We start from the raw sequence: 18,553 nt of genomic DNA, 5'->3' as shown, positions 1-18,553 counted from the left end.
GGCGGCCGGCTGTTTCCTTTGTTGTGCCTCGATCAAGGCTTCGGCGCATCCGGATTGGCCTTCAGCCCGACCACCATGTAGCGGATGTTCGACCAGTTCGGACCCGAGGCCGAATAGGGGTTGTCCGCGCTCGGATAGTTGGTCCAGTAGGTCGTATCGAGCGGTGCGAACTTGTTGTAGGCCATCAGCGGGATCATCGGCATTTCCTCGACGGCAAGCTTCAGGAAGTCCTGGCCGAGCTTGGCGACATCCGGCGAATCGAAGGCGATCGATCGGTTCTTCTCGATCAGCTGGTCGAGACGCGGATCCTGCCAGCGCTGCAGATTGCGCGGCGGCTGGATCTGCCCGACCGGCTTGATGAACTCCGAATGATAGCTGTCGAGGAAGAAGGAGAGGTCGGGATGACCGCCCCAGGTCTCGATGCTCCAGTAGATCGCGGTCTCGAAATCGCCGGTGCTGAGGCGCTGGCCATTGGTCGGGCCGGCGACGTCGACCTTGGTGGCGATGCCGGCTTGCGACCATTGCTGGGCAATCACCGTGCCGGCGCGGGCAAGCGTCGGGATGGCATCGCCTTCCACCTGCAGGCGGATCGTAAAGGGCGTGCCGTCGGGCTTCACCCACTGGCGGCCGCTTTTCTTGAAGCCTGCCTTCTGCAGCAGCTCGGTCGCAGCCTCAACGTCCTTCTTCCACCAGCCGAAGCCGAAGGTACGCTGCAGCTTGGCCGGATCGGTCGGGATCTGATCGGCCCATTGGCTACGCACCATATTGGCGATCTGCGACGAGATATTGGGATCGTAGGGCTTGATCTTGCGGGAACCGGTGTCGAGTTCGAAATTCGTCAGCCAGTCCTGCATTGGTGCGTAATAATCGTCCGGGGCAGAACCCGTCGGCGGCGTGGCAAGGGCGGCGATATTGGCCGCGCCGCGATAGGAGCCAAGCGCCACTTCGCGGATATCGATCAGCAGAGCGAGAGCCCAGCGCACGTCCTTGTTGTCGAAGGGTGCCTTCTTCGTATTGAAGAGAACGGAAGGCAGCGTCGGGTCCGGATGCGCGAAAGGAAAGCCCTTTAGCCAAGAGGCCGTGCTCTTGCTGTCGCGCATGATCGAGAACATGCCCTCGGGCGCCATGTCGTTGATGACGTCGAGATTGTGGTTGCGCTGTTCGATAACGCGGGCCTCCGGATTGCCGGCCGCACGATAGACGACGTATTTGACCTCGGGCGGCTGTGATGCAGCCAGGCCGATCGACGTGCGCTGCCAGTCGTCGCGCAGCTTCCAGATCGTCCAGTTGCCGCCCTTGTCATAGCTCTGCAGCTGGTAAGGGCCGAGCGAAACCGGCGGATTATTGTTGAAGGACAGCGGATCTGCGGCTTTCTCGAAGACGTGCTTCGGCATGATCCAGGCGGCATTCCAGCGCACGGTAAAAAGCGTGTGGAAGCGCGAGTTCGGTTTCTTCAGATGGAAGACGACCGTCTGCGGATCCGGATTTTCCATGCTCGCGACATTGACGGTGAAGGGCGCGCTCCAGGCCATGCCGGGATGGTCGATCTGCGTCTGCACGGTATAGACCACGTCATCGCTGGTGAATTCGACGCCGTCGCTCCAGAAGATGCCCTTGCGCAACTTCACCGTCATCTCGGTGAAATCGGCGTTGTAGCTCGGCGGCTCGCTGGCCAGCGCATTCTGCCAGGCATCCTTGCCGCCCTCGGGATTGATGAACCACAGCGTATCGGTAGTCAGCTGCTGCAGGCCGTTGATGTTTGCCGCCGCCCCGCCGCCCGGAGCCCAGAGGTTGAACCAGTCGGCATTCTGCTGCGGCGTACCCTGGATGATCAGCGTTTCGTTGCGCGGTATGCCGGCAATGAAATCCTGCGCAAATGCCGGAAGGGCCATGAGCGACAATAAGGCAATGGCTGCATATTTACGGAACTTCATCGGATGTTCCTCCTCCTCAACTCGCCACGGCGAGCGCTTCCCGTAATCAATTGACGATGGCGTCCAGCGAACCCCTGCCTGCGCGTGCCGCAGGGCACATGCACTCCTCGGCGGCGGGAGAACTCACGCCATAGTTATCGACAATTTTTTGAGAAACGGCAACTGATAATTTCTACAGACTATAAAAAATTGCGCATTTTCAGGCAGTTTTGGCGTATGGCAGTGATGCGCTTTTTTATATTATTGACAAAGTGAGCGTTTGGCTTAGCTTTTGCGGCGAGCGCGGCGCCCTCCCAAGAGGCCGTACTTCATCACCAGACAGGTCAGCTGCTTTCGGGAGGAGGCTTTGGCATGACCGTTCAAGAGGACACCAGGATGAGCAGCCCCTATGACGTGACAATTTCCGTTCACGCCAACCGGCCGACCGGCAAATACGAACCCTTATGGAACTGGTTCGGATACGACGAGCCGAACTACACTTACTCCCCGCACGGCAGGAAGCTGCTCAAGGAACTGACGGAGCTCAGCCCCGAGCCGCCGCGCATCCGCGCGCACAATCTTCTGACCAGCGGCGATGGCCTGCCTGCCCTCAAATGGGGTTCGACCAATGCCTATACCGAGGATGCGAACGGCAATCCTGTCTATGATTGGACAATCATCGACAAGATCTTCGACACCTATGTCGAAGCCGGCAACATCCCGCTCATCCAGATCGGCTTCACGCCCGAAGCGCTCTCCGATTTCGACGGTCCTTATCGCCACCAATGGGAGCCGGCCGACAAATACGCAACGATCACCACCGGCTGGACGGCCCCGCCAAACGACCTGAAGAAATGGGGCGACCTCATCGAAGCATGGGCGCGCCATCTTGCCGAAAGATATGGCGAAGACGTCGTTTCCAGCTGGCCGTGGGAAGTCTGGAACGAGCCGGACGGTCACTATTGGACCGGCACCATCCCGCAGTTTTGCGAAATGTATGACGTCAGCGCCAAGGCCTTGAAACGCGCGCTTCCGAAGGCCCGCGTCGGCGGGCCGCACACCTGCGGCGCCTTTGCCAACGAAAAGGCCCAGACCTTTCTGCGCGCCTTCCTCAAGCATGTGGTCGACAACAAGTCGCCGATCGATTTCCTCGCCTTCCACGCCAAGGGCAATCCTGTGATCTACGAGGGTCACGTCCGGATGGGCTTGCACAAGCAGCTCCGCGACATCGAGACGAACCTTGCCATCATCAACGAGTTTCCGGAACTCCGGCACCTGCCCGTGGTGATCGGCGAATCCGATCCGGAAGGCTGTGCGGCCTGCTCCGCACGCGTTCATCCCCAGAACGGCTATCGCAACGGCCCGCTCTACGGCGTCTATGTCGTCGAAAGCATGATCCGCACCTATGAGCTTGCACGACGCGCCAACATCCACATCGAAGGCGCGGTCACCTGGGCCTTCCTCTTCGACGATCAGCCCTATTTCGACGGCTTCCGCGATCTTGCAACCAATGGCGTCGACGAGGCTGTCCTCAACGGCTTCCGCATGCTTGGCAAACTCGGCGGCGACTGGCTGGAATCGGAAAGCGATTATCGCCGTGATATCGAAGATATCATGAGCCATGGCGTTCGCGGCAAGCCCGATGTCAATGTCGTGGCGACCCGCGACGACAAGGGCGTTTCCATTCTCCTCTGGCATTATCACGACGATGATGAAGCCGGGCCGACCGCCAATATCACGGTCAATCTCGACGGCTGGGGCGACAAGTCCGCCTCGCTCAAGCATTTCAGGATGGACGAGGAGCATTCCAACGCCTTTGGCGTCTGGAAGGCGATGGGCAAGCCGCAGAATCCGGCCGGCGAAGACTATGCCAGACTGGAAGCCTCGGGAAAGCTCGCCGAGATCGACGGTGAGGCGTCGGTCAAGGTCGATGACGGCAGGATCGCCCTCAAGGTCTCCCTACCGCGTCAGGGCGTGTCTCTCCTGCGCCTTGATTGGTGAGCCGTTAGGCGAAGGGAGCTCGATCGAAAGTCTGCGCTCCCTTTCAAACGACCGGTCAATTCTCGCTGACATAGGCAAGATAGCGTTTCTTGCTCGGCTGCAGATGGTCGACGCAGAGCTGGGCGAGAACCCAGTTATCTTCACCGCGCAGCATCTCGATCATCATCCGGTGATGTTCGTGCGAGATGCGTAGCGACTCCTTGCTCGACATCGAATTGGCGCGCACCGGCAGGCTGAGCCGCATATAGAGCTCGATCGATTGCACCAGATGGGCATTACCGCAGGCGCCGAAGAGCGTCAGGTGAAATTTGTCGTTGGCCTCGTGCACACCCCTGAGATAGCCGGATTCGACGTGGCGGCCATGCTCCTCGTGCAGCGCCAGCAGCTCCGCGATCAATGCCTCTGGCGCCGGCAGCTTTATCCACAGCGCTGCCTGCCGTTGCAGCAACTCACGCACATCGTAGATTTCCTGAACCTGGCGAGCAGTCAGCGAACGGACCGTCGCCCCCTTGTTGCGCTCCCGAACAACGATGCCCATCGTCTCGAGCTGCACGATCGCCTGCCGGGCGAAATGGCGCGTGACATGAAAGCGGGCAAGGAGCGTGTCTTCGGTCAGGCGGGTTCCGGGCACAAGCCGCCCGAAAATAATGTCCTCCTCCAACGCGCGGGCAATGCTTAGATCATCATGCTCGATGCCGTCTTCGCGGCTTTCGTTGAGCGTCTGCAATGTCATCTCCTCTGACGGCGGCGGGCCATGTTACAGTGGATCGCGTTCCGGGTCGAACCGGCTCAGGCGATAGATATCCTCGACAAGCGCAAGCGTCTTGATGTTATCGCCCGGCGATGTCTCCATCGCGACCTTTCCATCGAGGCTGTCGAGGAAATGCGCAATGGTCGCGTCATAGGCGCCCTGGTAGATCACGTCGGGATCGAAGCTTTCCCGGCGCTGCTGCGCACCCTCAGCCGAGAGCAGATTGCCGTTAAGTTCGACCGTGCCGCGCGCCCCGAAGATGCGCAGGTGATCGCACGGCGTCGGCGGCGCGCCATGCGCGGCGAGATTGGCATTGATGGTGACGAGAACCCCGTCGCTCGTCCGGCGCAGGACGACGCTTGCGACATCCTCCGCGACGATATCACGATTGCTCCTCTCAAGCCGTGCACTAACCACCTGCATCTCGCCCAGAAGATATCTCAGCGTATCGAGATGATGGATCATGACTTCCATGACCAGCAGCCGCTCCTGCGTCCGGAAGAACGGCTGGCGTATCAGCGCCGGCCTTCTTCCCTCCGCATCCGCGATCATGCCGCTGGACAGGAATTCGAACTGCACCTGGCGGATCTCGCCGGCAAGCCCCTCGTCGAGCCACGCCTTCAGCCGCCGATAATAAGCGCGGAATCTCCAGTTCTCGTGGATCATCAGCCTGCCCCTGCCGAAAAGGCTTTCCAGCAGGTCGACCGCCTCGTCGTAGGAGGGTGCGAGCGGCTTCTGGCAGATGATGTCGAGGTCCTTTGCTGCCGCCAGCCGGACCAGTTCGACATGGAATTCCCGCGGCGCGCAAATATCAACGGCATCGAGCTGCTCAGCATCTAGCATCGCCTGCGCGCTCGTATAGTTGCGCGCGATATCGAAGGCGGCAAGCCGGGCTTCGATGGCGCTCGGCGACGGGTCGGCAATCGCTACGACCTCGGCTCTTTCCGATTGCCGCATCCATGCAGGCAGATGGTAGGCACTGACCCAGCCGGCACCGACAATGCCGATACGCCGTCGTTCCGTTCCCATCATCGCGCTTCCTCTGTATTCAATCCCATTTTATCAATAATCTATCCTGTTTCTTCGCAAAAGCCAATCGGTTGATTGATAATCGAAAGCACGAATTTCGAGATTCCCATTGTATTTTATGGTGATTGCCGACGAAATCCAAAAATACGATACAGTGGCGCCATCTTATTTATTGACAATCCTTCGTATCCCTCTACCCTGCCGCCACGGCCATGGATCAATTTGGCGAGGGAGGAACAGGTTTGTCGAACGGTCTTCGCCGCAAGCTGACGAGTTATGGCGATCAGGGATTCTCCCTTTTCCTGCGCAAAGCATTCATCAAGGCCATGGGTTATTCGGACGATGCGCTCGACCGTCCGATCGTCGGCATCGCCAATACCTATAGTGATTTCAATCCCTGTCACGGCAATGTGCCGCAACTCATCGAGGCCACCAAGCGCGGCGTCATGCTGGCGGGTGCGATGCCCATGGTGTTTCCGACGATCTCGATCCACGAGAGCTTTGCATCGCCGACCTCGATGTATCTGCGCAACTTGATGGCGATGGAAACGGAAGAGATGATCCGCGCCCAGCCGATGGATGCCGTCGTCCTGATCGGCGGCTGCGACAAGACCCTGCCGGCCCAGATCATGGCAGCCGCCAGCAGCGAGATACCTGCGATCTTCCTGCCGACCGGCCCGATGGCCGTCGGCCACCACAAGGGCGAACGGCTTGGCGCCTGTACGGATTGCCGCCGCTTCTGGGGACGCTTCCGCGCCGGAGAGATCGACGAGGCCGAGATCGCCGAGGTCAACAACAAGCTGGCCAGCTCGATCGGCACCTGCACGGTGATGGGCACGGCGAGCACCATGGCGAACCTGACCGAGGTCATGGGTCTCTGCCTTCCCCGCGCCGGTTCGGCGCCCGCCGTCGAATCCGAACGTGTCCGCCTCGCCGAGGAGACGGGCCGCATCGCCGCGCGTCTCGCCATGGATGAGGCTTCCCCAACCGTGCGCGATATCCTGACGCCGCAGGCAATCCGCAACGGTCTCGTCGCGCTGCAGGCGATGGGCGGCTCGACCAATGCCGTCGTCCATCTTGCCGCAATCACCGGCCGCCTCGGCCTGCGCCTCGACATGGCCGAACTCGACCGGCTGGGCCGAAGCATTCCCCTGCTCGTCGACCTGCAGCCCTCCGGCCAGCACTATATGGAGCAGTTCCACGAGGCGGGCGGCGTCCCGGCTCTGTTGAAGGCGGTGCGCCATGAAATCGACGGCAGCGCCCCGACGGTCTACGGCAGAACGATCGGCGAAATCATCGACGATGTCGTCGACGAACCGGGCCAGACCATCATCCGCACCGTCGAGAAACCGTTGAAGCCGATCGGAACGATCGCCGTCTTGTACGGCAACCTTGCGCCGCGCGGCGCCGTCATCAAACAATCCGCTGCCTCCACGGAACTGCTCCAGCATATCGGACGCGCGGTGGTCTTCGATTCCGTCGAGGATATGACGCTGCGCATCGACAGCGACGATCTCGACGTCCGTGCCGATGACGTCCTGGTTCTGCGCAATGCTGGGCCGAAAGGTGCGCCCGGCATGCCGGAAGCCGGCTATCTACCCATCCCCCGCAAGCTCGCGCGGCAGGGCGTGAAGGACATGGTGCGGATTTCCGATGCCCGCATGAGCGGCACGGCCTTCGGCACGATCATCCTGCATATCGCGCCTGAAGCCGCCGATGGCGGCCCTCTGGCGATCGTCCGCACCGGCGATCGCATTCGCCTCGACGTCGAGGGCCGGCGTATCGATCTCGATATCGACCAGGCGGAATTCGATCGCCGCATGCTTGAAGTCGTCAACCGGCCTTCCCCTGCCCCGTCGCGCGGCTATGCGAAGCTCTATCAGGAGCGCGTGCTCCAGGCTGACGAAGGCGCCGACTTCGATTTCCTGCAAAGCGAGGAGCTCGATGCGCGATGAGCGCCGCTGATTTGGAGGCACCACTTTGCCTGCCCCGCCGGCCGCTGACGCGGCTGCCGCGGGCGGCACTGCCGCAAGGCACGGTCGATACGCATTTCCACGTCTTTCGCGCCGGCGCTCCGCTCAACACACCACGCAGCTACACGCCTGACATCGCGACGATTTCCGACTGGATCGAATTCTCCGGCAGCCTTGGCATCGCCAAGGGCGTATTGGTGCAGCCAAGCGTCTATGGCCTCGACAACAGGGTGCTGCTCGAGGCGCTTGCCGCCTATCCAGATCGTCTGCGCGGCATCGTCGTCATCGATCCCGAAACCACACAAACCGAGATAGAGCGGCTCGACCGGCTCGGCGTGCGCGGCGTGCGGATCAATACGCGCAACAAGGGCGGCCTCCCGCTCGCCGCCGCGAAGACACTGGCGGAAAACATTGCTCCTCTCGGCTGGTCGCTGCAATTGCAGATCAATCCCGAACAACTTTCCGATATTGCAGCAACGCTGTCCGGTATCCGCCTGCCCATCGTCATCGACCATCTCGGCTTCATTCCGCTTGCCAGAGAGACGAGATCGTTGCATGTCGATGCCCTGAAAAGACTGATGGACAGAGCCGAGGCCTACGTCAAAGTAACCGCGCCCTATCGTCTGACGAAGGACGTGAATTACGACGGTTTTGCCGAGGTCGGCAGCGCCCTTGCCGCCAGCCATGCGGAAAGGCTGCTCTGGGGCAGCGATTGGCCGCATACCGAATTGTGGGACGGCATGCCCGATGACGCGGAGCTGGTAGAGACCATGCAGGCCGCCATCGACGACCCCGCGATTGCTGAAAAGATTTTTGTTCGAAATGCCGAAGCGCTGTTCTTCGGCCGCTGAATTGGAGAGCACCGATGGCCAGACTGACTGAAGATGCCAAGGGCGTCTATGTGATCGCCGTAACCCCCTTCACCGATGACGGCGCGCTCGATCTCGCCAGCATCGACAGCATGGTCGATTTCTACGAAGGTGCCGGCGTCACCGGCCTGACGGTGCTTGGTCAGCTCGGCGAGGCTCCGAAGCTGACCGCCGAGGAATCGCGAACAGTCGTCGAACGAGTGCTGAAGCGCCTCGACGGGCGGCTTCCCGTCGTCGTCGGCGTTTCGGCGCCAGGGCTTGCGCCGATGAGCGAACTCGCCGAAGCCGTCATGGGTGAGGGTGCCGCCGGCGTCATGGTCGCGCCACCCTGGACCGTCAAGACCGACGATCAGGCTTTCGCCTTCTACCAGTCGGTCGGCGAGGCCCTGGGCGATACGCCCTTCGTGCTGCAGGATTATCCGCTCACCACCAACGTGACGATCGCGCCCAAGGTCATCGAGCGCATCGTCAACGAGGTGCCGAACTGCGTCATGCTCAAACATGAGGATTGGCCGGGTCTGTCGAAGATCTCAGCACTTCGCGCCGCCAGCGACAAGGGCACCATGCGGCGCATCTCGATCCTCTGCGGCAATGGCGGGCTTTTCCTGCCCGAAGAGATGGGCCGTGGTGCCGATGGCGCCATGACCGGCTTTTGTTATCCCGAGATGATGGTTGGCGTCGTCGAGGCCTATGCAGCCGGAAATCCCGATCGTGCCCATGCGATCTTCGATGCCTATCTGCCGCTCGCCCGCTACGAACAGCAGCAGGGCATCGGCCTTGCCTCGCGCAAATACGTGCTTGCCAAGCGCGGCGTGATCAAGTCCGCCACCCTGCGCAAGCCGGGTGCCAAGCTCTCAGCGCTCGATATTGCCGATGTCGAGCGGTTGCTGGCGCGCCAGGCCATTCGCCTCAAGGAGATCGGGGCGTAACACACCGGCGCCGCAAATCCGAAACCGCTGGATCATCGCTATGGCGCTGCAGCGCGAGCAGATGCGTATGTCCGTCTCGTCCGTCAGGCTGAAACCCAAGCGACTCCCAGAACCTCGCCGCACCATCGTTACCCGCATGAACGGTGACGACGGTGCAGAACGAACGCGCATGTTCGAGCAGAGCCAGGGCAAGCATCCGGCCAATGCCGCGCCCACGCATTGCGGGACGAACGTAGAAACGCCGCATCCGCAGCGCCCCTGATATGGTGGAGTCGACGGTCATGCTGCCGATGCCGACGAGCGCGTCATCGACATAGGCGCCAAGCAGCCTTTCGCCGTGATGTTCGAACCTGTTATCGCCGCTCGACCATTCGTCGATAAGGCGGGCGACATGGCGATAGCCTTCCTGTCGAGCTTCGCTTTCGAGATCTGCGATCTCCTGCGGCAATCGATCGCGGAGCCGGCGGATGTCGATCGTCATGGCAATGCCGGTGGTTAGATTGCAGGAACCGGCATCTCGCTGCGCGGCGCCGCAACCGGCAGGCCGACCGGCACGAAACTCGCGTCACCATCTCTAGCCATGTCATGCACCGTATGTTTCTCCAGCGCCTTCGTCACCTCGTTGAGATCGCCGTCCAGCTGTTCGGCCGGAATGAGATTGCCGATGACGAAATCGAAGCGGTCGCCGCGTTTGTTCAGCAGTTCGTGAAAGACCGTCATGTCGCGAAGCTCCGTCGACCATTTCGCCAGCCAGTAGAACAGGCCGGAATTGCGCGCCGTCACATGGACGGGAAGGATCGGCAGATTGTATTTGCGTGCCAACCCGACAGCCGAGGTCTTCCACGGACGTTCATTCAGCCGGCCGTTCGCCCAATAGGCGATGCGGCCTGAGGGAAAGAGCACTGTCGCCTTGCCTTCCTTCACCGCATGGTTGGTCAGTTGCAGCGTTTCGCGCGCTTTCAGCTTGCTCTTATGCTCCTCCCGCCATTCGACGGGAATGATCATCTCGGCAAACCGCGGATTGACGCGGATGGCATCGCGATTGGCAAAGAACATCATGTCCGGCCGGCGCGTTTTCAAAAGATCGAACACGGCAACGCCGTCGGCGATGCCGGTCGGATGGTTGCTGACGAGGATGAAGCCGCCGGTATCGGGAATGCGTTCGCCATGGGTGATGCCGATGTCGAGCTTCAGCACGTCGCTCAGATATTCGAACGATTGGAAGCCCGGCATTTTGGCGACCGCATTGGCGAATTCGAGCGCCTTGTTGTAGCGCAGCAGCGTATAGAGGAATGGTCGCATGACCGGCCAGAGCGGATTTTTCACGATCCTCTGGCCGCGTTCGGCAATCAGCGTATCGACGATATGACCGGGCTTTCCCTGTGAAACGAGAGCGATCGCTTCCGCGAGCTGTCCGAAAGCCGTCATGGAATCGCGCCGTGCCATGAAAGATCCTGTCTATGGGGAATAAGCTATCGCAGTAGAATATGATCGAAGGATGACAAAGGCTTGGCCGGCATTAGCAATTCCATAACTGTTCCTGCTCCAAATTGGCGGACTTGAAGGCAAAATCAAGGCCAGCAACGTGAACGAACTGCTTGTTATCGCCGATCAGCGCCTGATGGCGGAACGGGCCGCGTGGCTCGAAAACCTCGCCAGTGAGCGCCGTCTTTCCGAGCACACGCTCGACGCTTACGAGCGCGATACCCGCCAGTTTCTGACCTTTCTGACCGGCCATCTCGCCGGCCCGGCTACGCTTGGCGATATCAGGGAGTTGCGCTCCGCCGATTTCCGCGCCTTCCTGGCGGCCCGGCGCAAGCAGGGGTCCGGTGCCCGATCGCTCGGCCGCAATCTCGCCGGTCTTCGTTCGCTGCTGCGCCACCTCGAAAAGAAGGGCCTGGTCAACGCCGCAGGCGCCGGCGCGGTGCGCTCGCCGAAACAGCCGAAATCACTGCCCAAGCCGCTGTCCGACACCCAGGCGATCACCGTCGTCAGCGACGACGCCCAACTCCATGACGAACCCTGGATTGCGGCGCGCGACGCCGCTGTCATGACGCTGCTCTACGGCTGCGGCCTGCGCATCTCCGAAGCGCTGGATCTTACTCCCGCCGCCCTGCAGAAGGGCGCGACGACGCTGCGCATCACCGGCAAGGGCAACAAGACGCGGCTGGTGCCGCTGCTGTCTGTGGTCTTCGATGCCGTCGAGAAATACCGAGCGCTCTGCCCATACCATCTCGCAAGCGGAGAACCGCTGTTTCGCGGCGCCCGCGGCGGCAAGCTGCAGGCGGCGATCATCCAGCGCACCATGCAGAAGATGCGCAGCGCCTTCGGTCTGCCGGAGACGGCGACACCCCATGCACTGCGCCACTCCTTCGCCACCCATCTGCTTGCCGGTGGCGGTGATCTGCGCACCATCCAGGAATTGCTCGGGCATGCCAGCCTTTCCACAACACAGGTCTATACCGGCGTCGATGCATCGCGGCTGCTCGAGGTGTATGATCGAGCGCATCCGCGCGCCTAGCGCATCGGCACGGAATCGGAATTGATTTTTGGAAAGCACGATGCGTTGATTTAAAGTGCAGTGCCATGAATCCGATTTGATGTGATGCGCTTTAAGTTTCGTTAACGCATTCTCTTAAAGGAATATGCGCAAGCCGGGCGTAGAGCATGAAACGCACAAGGCATGTGATCGGAACACCCATCATGACGACATCAATCGGCCGCCGGACGTCTTACCTCGCAGTGCCGGCCAATCTGTTGCTCTGGCTGATCGCAGCCTTTCACATGCTGCTTCTTGCCGCTCTGTTTGCCGCCTTCCTGACTGCAAGGCCGGCAGCGGCCGAAGACGTGGCCTGCACCGGCCGCAACCTGATGGTCGAGCTGCAGCAGAACGACCCTGCCCGCTACGCAGAGGCGCTGAAGGAAGCCGGCGCCACGCCGAACGGCAGGGGCATATTCTGGAAGATCGAGAAGCCGGGACTTGCAGCCTCGTGGCTGCTCGGCAGCATGCATGTCACCGATCCGCGCGTGCTTGCCCTGCCGCCGCGCGCCCAGGCAGCCCACGACGCCGCCGACACGATCATCATCGAATCCGACGAGATCCTCGATGAGCGGAAGGCGACCGCCGCCCTGCTCGCAAAGCCGGAGCTGACGATGTTCACCGACGGCACGACGATCGACAAACTGCTTTCCCCCGAGGATTACAAGCGTCTCGAAACCGGCCTCAAGCAGCGCGGTATCCCGATCAGCGCCGTTTCCCGGATGCGACCCTGGATGATTTCCAGCGCCGTCGCCCTGCCGGCCTGCGAAATCGCCCGCAAGGCAAAAGGCGCGCAGTTCCTCGACCAGAAGATCGCCACTGATGCGATTGCCGAAGGCAAGCAGGTCAAGGGGCTGGAAACCCTTGCCGAGCAGATCCAGGCCATGGCCGATCTGCCGGTCGAATTTCATCTGAAATCGCTGATCGAGACGCTGGAACTCGGCGACAAGATGAGCGACGTCGTCGAGACGATGACCGACCTCTACCTCTCCGGCGACATCGGCATGACCATGCCGATGCTGAAAACCGTGACACCGGAGGAAGAAGGCGAAAACAGCGATTATGCCGCCTTCGAACAGCGCGTCATCCTCGACCGCAACAAGGTGATGGCCGAGCGCGCAGCGCCCATCCTCGACGGCGGCAACGTCTTCATGGCCGTCGGCGCCCTGCATCTGCCCGGCAAGGACGGCGTCATCGAACTGCTGCGCCAGCAGGGCTTCACCGTGACTGCGGTGAACTGAGGCCGCCGGCGGTCAGCTGGTCATCATTCGGCCGAGCACGCTGCTTTCCGACAGCGCCGATACGCGCATCCAATGAAACAGCCGCCTGCCTCACGGCAAGCGGCTGCATGCGTTGTTGCGAATATGTAAAATCACATATGGATCGGCTTGAAGAAGGTTGCGAGCGCAGCCTCTTTCACCGCTTCCGACATTGTGGGATGCGCATGGCAGGTACGACCGAGATCTTCCGACGAACCGCCGAATTCCATCAGCACGGCGATCTCGTGGATCATCTCGCCGGCGCCGAAGCCGACGATATGGCCGCCGAGCACCCGGTCGGTTTCCTTGTCGGCAAGGATCTTGACGAAGCCGTCGGTCGCCAGCATGGCACGCGCCCGGCCGTTCGCCGTGAACGGGAACTTGCCGACCTTGTAGGCGACGCCCGCCGCCTTCAGCTCTTCCTCGGTCTTGCCGACGGAAGCGATTTCCGGCTGGGTGTAGACGACGCTCGGAATGACCTCGTAGTTCACATGGCCATGCTGCCCGGCGAGGATTTCGGCAAGCGCCACGCCCTCGTCTTCCGCCTTGTGCGCCAGCATCGGACCCTTGACCACATCGCCGATCGCATAGATGCCGTCGACATTGGTCTTGTAGTGGCCGTCGATCTCGACACGGCCACGATTGTCGAGCGTAACACCGGCCTCTTCGAGGCCAAGACCTGCCGTATAGGGCTTGCGGCCGGTGGCAATCAGCACGACCTCGGCGTCGAGCGTCACCTTGTCGCCGCCGTTGACCGGCTCGAAGGTGACCTTGGCGCCCTTGTCGCCCTTTTCGACGCCTGTGACCTTGGCGCTGAGATTGAAATCGATGCCCTGCTTGGCGAGCATGCGCTGGAATTGCTTGGAGACTTCGCCGTCCATGCCGCCAAGGATGGTGTCGAGATATTCGACGACGGTGACTTTGGCGCCGAGGCGCGACCAGACGGAACCGAGCTCGAGGCCGATGACGCCGCCGCCGACCACGATCAGCGTTTCCGGCACCTTCTCCAGCGCGATGCCGCCGGTGGATGAGATGATGGTCTTTTCGTCGATCTCGACCTGCACGCCGGGAATGCCGGCGACGTCGGAGCCGGTGGCGATGACGATGTTCTTGCTTTCGATCTCCTGCACCTTGCCGTCGTCGGCGGTGACGGAGACCTTGCCGGCCGAGACGATCTTGCCGATGCCCTGGAAGGCATCGATCTTGTTCTTCTTGAAGAGGAAGGCGACGCCGTCGACATTCGACTTCACCGTCGCATCCTTGTGGGCCATCATATTGCCGAGATTGAGCGTCGGCGCCGGCACGTCGATACCGAGCGCGCTCATCCCGTGGCCGGCCTGATGGAACATTTCGGAGGCATGCAGCAACGCCTTCGACGGAATGCAGCCGACGTTCAGGCAGGTGCCGCCATAGGTCGCCCGCTTTTCGACGACGGCGACCTTGAGGCCAAGCTGGGCTGCCTTCACAGCGCAAACATAGCCGCCCGGGCCGGTTCCGATAATGATCACATCGTAGGACATTGCTTCTTTCCCTTTGGATTTTTCGTTTAATGGGCCGCGCGCGACATCAGGCCGAGGAATTCGAGAATATACTGCATGCTGTTTTTCGCTCTGTCGGTCTAGCGGCCGCCGCTCACATTGAGGATCGCGCCGGTTATATAGGAAGCCGAAGGTGACAGAAGATAGAGGATCGCATCCGCCACCTCCTCGGGCGTGCCCGCGCGCTGCATCGGGATCGACGGCGCCAGCTCGCGCGGCCGATCCGGCAAACCGCCGGAGGCATGGAGGTCGGTTTCGATGACGCCTGGCCTTATCGCATTCACGCGGACACCTTCGGCAGCGACCTCGCGTGCCAGCCCGACGGTGAAGGTGTCGATCGCTGCCTTCGAAGCGGCATAATCGACATACTGCGTCGCCGAACCAAGAATCGCCGCCATCGACGAGATGTTGACGATCGCCCCACCCTTCCCGCCATGCCGGCTCGACATGCGGCGTATGGCCTCCGCGGCGCAGAGTATCGAGCCTGTCACGTTGACGCGCAGCATGCGCTCGATCCGCTCTGCCGACATCTCGTCGACGCGCTGCGGATAGTCGACGATGCCGGCATTGTTGACGAGCCCGTCGAGCCGGCCGAAATGCCGGTCGACTGCCGTAAACATCGAGACGATATCCGCAGCATTGCCGACATCGCCCTGGATCGCCACGGCCTCGCCGCCATCCCCAGCGATCGCCGCGACGACGGCATCGGCGGCCTGGCGGTTGGCGGCGTAATTCACCGCAACACGCCAGCCCTGGCGCGCGGCGAGCCGCCGCGCGGCCGCAGCGCCGATACCCCGGCTTCCGCCGGTAACGAGAACAACAGGTGCATCGCTCATGTCGCACACTCCTTAAATGTCAGCACGTCCCAGGGTGCCACCGTAGCCTTGCCCTCGCCCCAGGCGCTGGATTCGCGAATGGCGGGACCAAGGCCGGGGAGAACGAGTTTTTCGGCCGCCGCAGCCCCTTCGGGCTGCAGGTTGTCCATCTCGCCCTCGGCATCCATGCCATAGACGGCGCCCTGCCAGACCGTGCAGGCATCGAGATCGGCGCCGGTAGCGTCGCCTTCGGGGCAGTTGAACATCAGGATGCCGATGGCGCGCACCGGATCTTCCGACGGCATGACATAACCGTCCATCACGACGGGTGTCCTGAGTGCGCTGACCTTGAACTGGTTGCTGGCGGCAGCCGATGGAGAATTCAGCGGTGCAAAACGCAATTCATAGGCACCGTCGCGATCGGCGTAGACGGCCTGCTCCTGCTTGCATTCGGCACCGAAGGTGGAGGCCGGCGCGACGAAAAACGCGGCGGCTGCGATTGCAGCCACGCCTGTCCGTCTCGCCGCGATCCCCATCCTTCCGCTCATTGCAGCTTCGGCTCCTTCCGGCCGTCGGCATTCTCAACAACGCTGAAATCCGTCAGCAGCACCAGCGCGCGGCCATCCCTGTCAAGCCCCGAGAAGACCGGATAGAAACCGTCGCCCCAGCCGCTCCAGAACACCGCGACATTGCCTCGTCTGCCGGTGACCGGCCGGTGCAGCGCATAGATGCCCTTGTTGGCGTCGAGGTCCGACGCCAGCACGTCGTCGTAATAGTTGACGTCGGAATCCGGTTTCTGCGCCTGCACCTGCACTTCGCGCTCTCCGATCAAACCAAGCGTATCGGCATCCATGTAGCAGCCGAGGCCGGCATCGACGGGGTAGCCGAAGATCTCGCCGTCCTTCAGCGTCGCCGGGTCCTGCCCGGGCAGGACCGCAAGCTCCCAATGATCCGGCTTGCCCTCGGCAAACCGCATGCTGGCGGCGGCGACGCGCCCGAAGGCCTGGTAGAGCGTCACTGGATAGTCGCCTGGCGCAACCGTTCTTGCGAGCGCCGGACGGTCGGGTTGGGCAAGCGGGTCGGCGGCAACGATGCGCCCCGATGTCAGCTCGACATTGCCCATGTGGATCACGTCGATCGACCGCCCGGAGAGTTCGGCATCACCAAGCGCCACCAGCTCGAAATTGCTGCTTGCCTTGCCGATATCCCAGCTGGCGGCCGATGCGGAGGCCGGGACATGCGCGGCGGCAGCGCAAAGAAGAAGGCGCGCCGCTCGCATGATCCGGTTCCGCATCGAAAGCGCTCCCTTAGAGATCGAGAACCAAGCGTTCCGGATCTTCCAGGCTTTCCTTGACGCGCACGAGGAAGGTGACCGCTTCCTTGCCGTCGACGATGCGGTGATCGTAGGACAGCGCCAGATACATCATCGGACGGATGACCACCTGACCGCCGATCGCAACCGGCCGCTCCTGGATCTTGTGCATGCCGAGAATGCCGGACTGTGGTGCGTTGAGGATCGGCGAAGACATCAGCGAACCGTAGACGCCGCCATTGGTGATGGTGAAGGTGCCGCCCTGCATGTCGGCCATGGAGAGCGAGCCATCACGGGCTGCCTTGGCAAGACGGCCGAGTTCCTTCTCGATTTCGGCGATCGACATCTGGTCGGCGTCGCGGATGACAGGAACGACGAGGCCTTTGTCGGTGCCGACGGCCATGCCGACATGGCAGTAGTTCTTGTAGATGACGTCGGTGCCGTCGATTTCGGCGTTAACGGCCGGCAGTTCCTTCAGCGCATGCGTCACGGCCTTGGTGAAGAAGCCCATAAAGCCGAGCTTGACGCCGTGCTTCTTCTCGAAAATGTCCTTGTACTTGTTGCGCAGATCCATGACCGCCTTCATGTCCACCTCGTTGTAGGTGGTCAGCATGGCGGCGGTGTTCTGCGCATCCTTGAGGCGCTTGGCGATCGTCTGGCGCAGGCGCGTCATCTTCACGCGCTCTTCGCGCGAGGCATCCTCGACCGTCGACGGGCCGCGCGCGGCGGCAGGCGTCGCCGCGGGTGCGGCCGCCGGAGCGGAAATGCCCTTGGCAACGGCGGCGATGACGTCGCCCTTCAGCACCTGGCCGCGCTTGCCGCTACCGTCGATCTGATCGGCGGAAAGGTTGTTTTCGGCAAGCATCTTCGAAGCTGCCGGTGCCGGCGGCATGGTGGAGACGGAGGCGCTCGATGACGACGCAGCAGCAGCGGCAACCGCCGGCTGGGGCGGAGCGGCGGCCGGTTGGGCGGGAGCGGAAGCAGCAGGCGCCGCGGCCGGTGCAGCAGCAGCCGGCGCCGCAGCAGCGGCAGCACCTTCGGCGATCTGGCCGAGCAGAGCGCCGAGGCCGACGGTCTCGCCGGCGGCAACGACGATTTCCGAAAGCGTGCCGGAGGCGGGTGCCGGAACTTCGATGGTCACCTTGTCGGTTTCAAGCTCGAGAATCGGCTCGTCGGCCTTGATGGCGTCGCCGACCTTCTTGAACCAGGTGCCGACGGTTGCCTCGCTGACGGATTCACCGAGAGTTGGAACGCGGATTTCTGTGGCCATTGTTCAGATCCTGATTTCGTGTGTTTTCGTTTATGCGTTTCAGACGGCGGGCGGCCGCGAGATGATCGAGGGCATCGGCAGGATATCGAAGCGGAAACCGAAACCGGAAGCGATGATCGGATCGCCGTCGGCAAGAACCTGCGCCGCCGCCTGATCCTCGACCTCGACGATCGCCATGCCCCAGGCGCCTTCACCCTCGAAGACGGGGCCGACGATGATCGCCGATCCCGCAAGAGCGTTCCGATGCCAGTATTCGGCATGGCGTTTCATCGCCGCCATTTCCTCCCCGGTCCCGTCATGCGGGAAAGTGGGGCGCGGCGGCTGCAGTCTCAGAAAGAAATAAGCCATTGCGCCC

Annotated in this window: 17 protein-coding genes; 6 read left to right on the top strand and 11 right to left on the bottom strand. The window is 61.9% G+C overall.

Going from position 1 to position 18,553, the window contains the following annotated elements; all coding sequences use genetic code 11:
* Positions 1 to 32: 32 nt before the first annotated feature.
* The gene (locus G9X68_RS24640; protein ID WP_171604624.1) at positions 33 to 1,934 is read right to left on the bottom strand and encodes an ABC transporter substrate-binding protein; all 1,902 of its coding nucleotides are present in this window, start codon (positions 1,932 to 1,934) and stop codon (positions 33 to 35) included.
* Between the two features lie 351 nt (positions 1,935 to 2,285).
* On the opposite strand from G9X68_RS24640, the gene G9X68_RS24635 reads away from it, so the two are divergent.
* Positions 2,286 to 3,914: a GH39 family glycosyl hydrolase gene (locus G9X68_RS24635; RefSeq protein WP_171604623.1), complete on the top strand. Its 1,629-nt coding sequence runs from the start codon at positions 2,286 to 2,288 to the stop codon at positions 3,912 to 3,914.
* Positions 3,915 to 3,969: 55 nt separating this feature from the next.
* Here the strand turns inward: G9X68_RS24635 and G9X68_RS24630 are convergent, their stop codons facing one another.
* Both G9X68_RS24630 and G9X68_RS24625 read right to left on the bottom strand, forming a co-directional pair.
* Positions 3,970 to 4,641, bottom strand: a complete 672-nt coding sequence (locus G9X68_RS24630) for a GntR family transcriptional regulator (RefSeq protein ID WP_171604622.1) — start codon at positions 4,639 to 4,641, stop codon at positions 3,970 to 3,972.
* A gap of 30 nt (positions 4,642 to 4,671) precedes the next feature.
* A complete protein-coding gene (locus tag G9X68_RS24625) occupies positions 4,672 to 5,697 on the bottom strand; it encodes a Gfo/Idh/MocA family protein (protein WP_171604621.1) in 1,026 nt (341 codons plus the stop codon).
* 239 nt (positions 5,698 to 5,936) lie between these two features.
* Between G9X68_RS24625 and G9X68_RS24620 the strand changes: the two genes are divergently transcribed.
* From G9X68_RS24620 to G9X68_RS24610, 3 genes are read left to right on the top strand one after another with little or no spacing between them, the layout of a single operon-like run.
* Positions 5,937 to 7,649, top strand: coding sequence for an IlvD/Edd family dehydratase (locus tag G9X68_RS24620; protein ID WP_171604620.1), 1,713 nt, complete (start codon positions 5,937 to 5,939; stop codon positions 7,647 to 7,649).
* Complete coding sequence (locus G9X68_RS24615; protein ID WP_171604619.1) at positions 7,646 to 8,518, top strand: amidohydrolase family protein; 873 nt, start codon at positions 7,646 to 7,648, stop codon at positions 8,516 to 8,518. Before G9X68_RS24620 ends, G9X68_RS24615 begins: the two co-directional genes overlap by 4 nt.
* 14 nt (positions 8,519 to 8,532) lie before the next feature.
* Positions 8,533 to 9,465: a dihydrodipicolinate synthase family protein gene (locus G9X68_RS24610; RefSeq protein ID WP_171604618.1), complete on the top strand. Its 933-nt coding sequence runs from the start codon at positions 8,533 to 8,535 to the stop codon at positions 9,463 to 9,465.
* Here G9X68_RS24610 and G9X68_RS24605 read toward each other — a convergent pair.
* Together G9X68_RS24605 and G9X68_RS24600 are read right to left on the bottom strand one after the other, a co-directional pair.
* Positions 9,446 to 9,946, bottom strand: coding sequence for a GNAT family N-acetyltransferase (locus tag G9X68_RS24605; protein ID WP_171604617.1), 501 nt, complete (start codon positions 9,944 to 9,946; stop codon positions 9,446 to 9,448). The two genes, G9X68_RS24610 and G9X68_RS24605, sit on opposite strands and share 20 nt — an antisense overlap.
* A 14-nt stretch (positions 9,947 to 9,960) precedes the next feature.
* The gene (locus G9X68_RS24600; RefSeq protein WP_171604616.1) at positions 9,961 to 10,911 is read right to left on the bottom strand and encodes a GNAT family N-acetyltransferase; all 951 of its coding nucleotides are present in this window, start codon (positions 10,909 to 10,911) and stop codon (positions 9,961 to 9,963) included.
* Positions 10,912 to 11,050: 139 nt separating this feature from the next.
* Between G9X68_RS24600 and G9X68_RS24595 the strand changes: the two genes are divergently transcribed.
* Positions 11,051 to 11,986: a tyrosine recombinase XerC gene (locus G9X68_RS24595; protein ID WP_171604615.1), complete on the top strand. Its 936-nt coding sequence runs from the start codon at positions 11,051 to 11,053 to the stop codon at positions 11,984 to 11,986.
* Positions 11,987 to 12,168: 182 nt separating this feature from the next.
* A complete protein-coding gene (locus tag G9X68_RS24590) occupies positions 12,169 to 13,245 on the top strand; it encodes a TraB/GumN family protein (RefSeq protein WP_171604614.1) in 1,077 nt (358 codons plus the stop codon).
* A 131-nt stretch (positions 13,246 to 13,376) separates the two neighbouring features.
* Here G9X68_RS24590 and lpdA read toward each other — a convergent pair whose 3' ends face one another.
* From lpdA to G9X68_RS24560, 6 genes are all read right to left on the bottom strand, one after another.
* Positions 13,377 to 14,783 (bottom strand): dihydrolipoyl dehydrogenase, encoded by a 1,407-nt coding sequence (gene lpdA / locus G9X68_RS24585; protein WP_171604613.1) that lies wholly within the window; start codon positions 14,781 to 14,783, stop codon positions 13,377 to 13,379.
* Positions 14,784 to 14,881: 98 nt separating this feature from the next.
* A complete protein-coding gene (locus G9X68_RS24580) occupies positions 14,882 to 15,637 on the bottom strand; it encodes an SDR family oxidoreductase (RefSeq protein WP_171604612.1) in 756 nt (251 codons plus the stop codon).
* The gene (locus G9X68_RS24575; protein ID WP_171604611.1) at positions 15,634 to 16,164 is read right to left on the bottom strand and encodes a hypothetical protein; all 531 of its coding nucleotides are present in this window, start codon (positions 16,162 to 16,164) and stop codon (positions 15,634 to 15,636) included. The genes G9X68_RS24580 and G9X68_RS24575 overlap by 4 nt, the downstream gene beginning before the upstream one ends.
* On the bottom strand, positions 16,161 to 16,910 hold the full coding sequence (locus G9X68_RS24570) for a DUF4241 domain-containing protein (RefSeq protein WP_171604610.1): 750 nt from the start codon (positions 16,908 to 16,910) through the stop codon (positions 16,161 to 16,163). The genes G9X68_RS24575 and G9X68_RS24570 overlap by 4 nt, the downstream gene beginning before the upstream one ends.
* Before the next feature lie 13 nt (positions 16,911 to 16,923).
* Positions 16,924 to 18,198, bottom strand: a complete 1,275-nt coding sequence (odhB, locus tag G9X68_RS24565; protein ID WP_171604609.1) for a 2-oxoglutarate dehydrogenase complex dihydrolipoyllysine-residue succinyltransferase — start codon at positions 18,196 to 18,198, stop codon at positions 16,924 to 16,926.
* A gap of 39 nt (positions 18,199 to 18,237) precedes the next feature.
* Positions 18,238 to 18,546: a YciI family protein gene (locus G9X68_RS24560; RefSeq protein ID WP_011653809.1), complete on the bottom strand. Its 309-nt coding sequence runs from the start codon at positions 18,544 to 18,546 to the stop codon at positions 18,238 to 18,240.
* Positions 18,547 to 18,553: the final 7 nt, after the last annotated feature.

It is taken from the genome of Rhizobium changzhiense (assembly GCF_013087625.1).
Classification (GTDB): Bacteria; Pseudomonadota; Alphaproteobacteria; order Rhizobiales; family Rhizobiaceae; genus Rhizobium; species Rhizobium sophorae.
Note: the sequence above shows the minus strand (reverse complement) of the source record. Positions and strands in the feature narration are given on the sequence as shown.

Excerpts from the sequence above, each read along its gene's own strand:
- G9X68_RS24640 (WP_171604624.1), bottom strand. The coding sequence starts at position 1,934 with ATGAAGTTCCGTAAATATGCAGCCATTGCCTTATTGTCGCTCATGGCC.
- G9X68_RS24635 (WP_171604623.1), top strand. The coding sequence starts at position 2,286 with ATGACCGTTCAAGAGGACACCAGGATGAGCAGCCCCTATGACGTGACA.
- G9X68_RS24625 (WP_171604621.1), bottom strand. The coding sequence starts at position 5,697 with ATGATGGGAACGGAACGACGGCGTATCGGCATTGTCGGTGCCGGCTGG.
- G9X68_RS24615 (WP_171604619.1), top strand. The coding sequence starts at position 7,646 with ATGAGCGCCGCTGATTTGGAGGCACCACTTTGCCTGCCCCGCCGGCCG.
- G9X68_RS24610 (WP_171604618.1), top strand. The coding sequence starts at position 8,533 with ATGGCCAGACTGACTGAAGATGCCAAGGGCGTCTATGTGATCGCCGTA.
- G9X68_RS24605 (WP_171604617.1), bottom strand. The coding sequence starts at position 9,946 with ATGACGATCGACATCCGCCGGCTCCGCGATCGATTGCCGCAGGAGATC.
- G9X68_RS24600 (WP_171604616.1), bottom strand. The coding sequence starts at position 10,911 with ATGGCACGGCGCGATTCCATGACGGCTTTCGGACAGCTCGCGGAAGCG.
- G9X68_RS24590 (WP_171604614.1), top strand. The coding sequence starts at position 12,169 with ATGACGACATCAATCGGCCGCCGGACGTCTTACCTCGCAGTGCCGGCC.
- lpdA (WP_171604613.1), bottom strand. The coding sequence starts at position 14,783 with ATGTCCTACGATGTGATCATTATCGGAACCGGCCCGGGCGGCTATGTT.
- G9X68_RS24580 (WP_171604612.1), bottom strand. The coding sequence starts at position 15,637 with ATGAGCGATGCACCTGTTGTTCTCGTTACCGGCGGAAGCCGGGGTATC.
- G9X68_RS24575 (WP_171604611.1), bottom strand. The coding sequence starts at position 16,164 with ATGAGCGGAAGGATGGGGATCGCGGCGAGACGGACAGGCGTGGCTGCA.
- G9X68_RS24570 (WP_171604610.1), bottom strand. The coding sequence starts at position 16,910 with ATGCGGAACCGGATCATGCGAGCGGCGCGCCTTCTTCTTTGCGCTGCC.
- odhB (WP_171604609.1), bottom strand. The coding sequence starts at position 18,198 with ATGGCCACAGAAATCCGCGTTCCAACTCTCGGTGAATCCGTCAGCGAG.
- G9X68_RS24560 (WP_011653809.1), bottom strand. The coding sequence starts at position 18,546 with ATGGCTTATTTCTTTCTGAGACTGCAGCCGCCGCGCCCCACTTTCCCG.